The organism is Candidatus Thioglobus sp. (assembly GCF_028599055.1).
Taxonomy (GTDB): domain Bacteria; phylum Pseudomonadota; class Gammaproteobacteria; order PS1; family Pseudothioglobaceae; genus Thioglobus_A.
Genome location: NZ_JAQRMS010000149.1, coordinates 1 through 2,580, shown reverse-complemented (window position 1 = coordinate 2,580; position 2,580 = coordinate 1). Strand labels below are relative to the sequence as shown.

The following is a 2,580-nucleotide window of genomic DNA, read 5'->3' as shown; positions in this document are numbered from 1 at the left end:
TTAACCGTACCAACATTTTGACACAGCACACCATGCTCAGATGCATACCCACCCGATGGAATCTCTATGTCCAATAGCGCTTTAATCAGTAATTTTTCAGCGCCTGAGGTATATTTTGTCGGAATTTGCTCAATACTAATTCGATCATTAAAGTTATACATTAATAACGAATTAAGCGCCTCTGGCTTGTCATCTTCAATGGCAACAATGGCTTTTTTAGCGCCACAAGCATGCAGTAGCACCTCAATGCCACGAATAATTTCACGTGGATACTCTTGCATTAATGAATCATCACACATAATGCCGGGTTCGCATTCTGTGGCATTAATAATCAATGTGTGTGCACCTTGTGCATTAGTGATTTTGGCATGTGTTGGAAATCCAGCGCCACCCATGCCCACAATACCGGCTTCACGAATTCGTTGGAGTACTTTATCAGGCGTACAATTTAAAAACTCTTTATCGCACTTTTCTATCTCAATCCATTCATCCTTGCCATCTGAATCAATCACAATGCACTTAGCATTAATGCCTGACGGATGAGGAATCGGGCGCATTTCAATCGCAGCAATAACACCTGAAATTGAAGCGTGTACATTGATAGGAAATTTCCCGGTTGTTTGGGCAATAACTTGACCCGTTAACACTCGCTCACCAATCTCAACACAAGGTTTTGCCTCGCCACCAACGCGCTGTTGTAACAATAATACAGCCTGTTTTGGTGGTGGTACTTGTCTAATTTCTGGTTTTTCTACCGGATAAGGATTGGGGATATGTACGCCACCTTTAAATGCGAATTTAGCCATGAGCAATCTCCTGCAAATCTGGCACATAAGACCCTAAGGTTGGTATTAGCTCTTTGACATAAATACAATCCACTGGACAAACTGGAATGCACAAATCACAACCCGTACACTCTCTAGCAATAACTGTTGTCATCACCTTAGAAGAGCCAACAAAGGCATCCACAGGGCATGCTTGAATACATAAGGTGCAGCCAATACACAACTTTTCATCAACATAAACCACATGATCAGGTTTGGTTTCACCATGCTCGGCATTTAATTCAAGTGGCTCCACATCTAACAATTCCGCTAACGCATCAGCACCCTCTTGGCCGCCTGGCGGACATTGATTAATTTGAGCCTCTCCTTTTGCCAACGCCTGTGCATAAGGGCGACACCCAGGAAAATCACATTGACCGCATTGAGTTTGCGGCAAAATGCTGTCGATTTGATCCACCAAAGGATTGCCATCCACCTTAAAACGAATGGCTGCATAGCCCAGCACTAGACCTAGGGCTAGTGTGAGCAATGAGAAAATAACAACCGATTCAAACACTAGGCGAGTCCAATAAAGCCCATAAACGCCATTGACATCAATCCTGCGGTAATCAATGCAATGGGTGCACCTTTAAAGGCGGCGGGCACATCTGCCGCATCAATACGCTCTCTAATAGCAGAAAATAACACCAGCACAAACGAAAAGCCAATGGCTGCACCAAAGCCATAAACAGCCGAAGCTAAAAATCCATTATCCTGATTAACATTCAACAAGGCCACACCTAATACTGCACAATTTGTTGTGATTAGTGGCAGAAAAACACCCAAGGATTGATGCAGTACTGGCGAGGTTTTGTTAACAACCAATTCTGTAAAGCCAACCACGCCCGCAATGGTCACAATAAAAGCAATGGTTCTTAAATATGCCATATCAAAAGGGATCAAAATATAGGTATTAATTAAATAACTAGAAATGCTTGCTAATGTTAATACAAAAGTGGTGGCAAACCCCATGCCAATGGCAGTTTCAACTTTTTTAGAAACTCCCATAAATGGACACAAACCCAAAAATTTTACCAAGACGAAATTGTTCACCAAAATCGTGCTGACTAAAATTAAAACATATTCATTCATAACGCTGATTTTAACTCAAAATCACTTTCAATAATCCAAATGAACTAATCAGCAACAAGGCACTACCTACCCATTTTTTAAACAGTTGGTCATTTTCAATAATTTTTTGATGTGCTTTAATACCAATAACATGGCCTACAGCCGCAATTGGAATGAGTGCTAGTGAAAATTGCCAGTCAATCATCACACCCATGGCGATAAACGTAATCATCTTAATACTAACCAACAAGAACCAAAGTACAAATAAGGTATTACGCAAATATTCTTTAGCCACATGACGCATGTAAACAGCCACGATTAATGGCGCACCAGTCAGTGATGTGCCAGCCACGTAGCCGCCGACAATCAATAAAAACTTATCTACCCAAGGTTTATGCGAGGTTATTTTATGATCAAAAACCCAAGTAATCGCATAAAAAATCGTGATTGAATATATAAACACAACCACCATCACATCGGGCAAACTTAATAAACCAGCCACACCAATGAGCGTCGGCGGAATGATCCATAATAATGAATGCCTTAAATATTGCCAATCAACCTTTTTGATTGATTTAAATAATGTTAACGAGGAGAAAAACAGAAGATGCAAGCCGATAATCGGCAACCAATAAACTGGACTACCGCCCAATAACAGCATCAAAGGCAAACCAAGTGCCGCACC

At 41.2% G+C, this 2,580-nt stretch carries 4 protein-coding genes; all 4 read right to left on the bottom strand.

The features are described 5' to 3' along the window. Positions 1–806: RnfABCDGE type electron transport complex subunit C (locus PSN35_RS06960; protein WP_300031360.1), on the bottom strand; the 806-nt coding region annotated here is incomplete at its 3' end. Next, the gene (gene rsxB / locus PSN35_RS06955; RefSeq protein WP_300031357.1) at positions 799–1,341 is read right to left on the bottom strand and encodes an electron transport complex subunit RsxB; all 543 of its coding nucleotides are present in this window, start codon (positions 1,339–1,341) and stop codon (positions 799–801) included. The genes rsxB and PSN35_RS06960, both read right to left, overlap by 8 nt. Next, entirely contained in the window at positions 1,341–1,916 is a 576-nt protein-coding gene (gene rsxA, locus PSN35_RS06950; protein WP_300031353.1) for an electron transport complex subunit RsxA, read from the bottom strand. The genes rsxB and rsxA overlap by 1 nt, the downstream gene beginning before the upstream one ends. Before the next feature lie 10 nt (positions 1,917–1,926). Beyond that, the coding region (locus PSN35_RS06945; RefSeq protein ID WP_300031350.1) for a TSUP family transporter at positions 1,927–2,580 on the bottom strand (654 nt) is incomplete at its 5' end.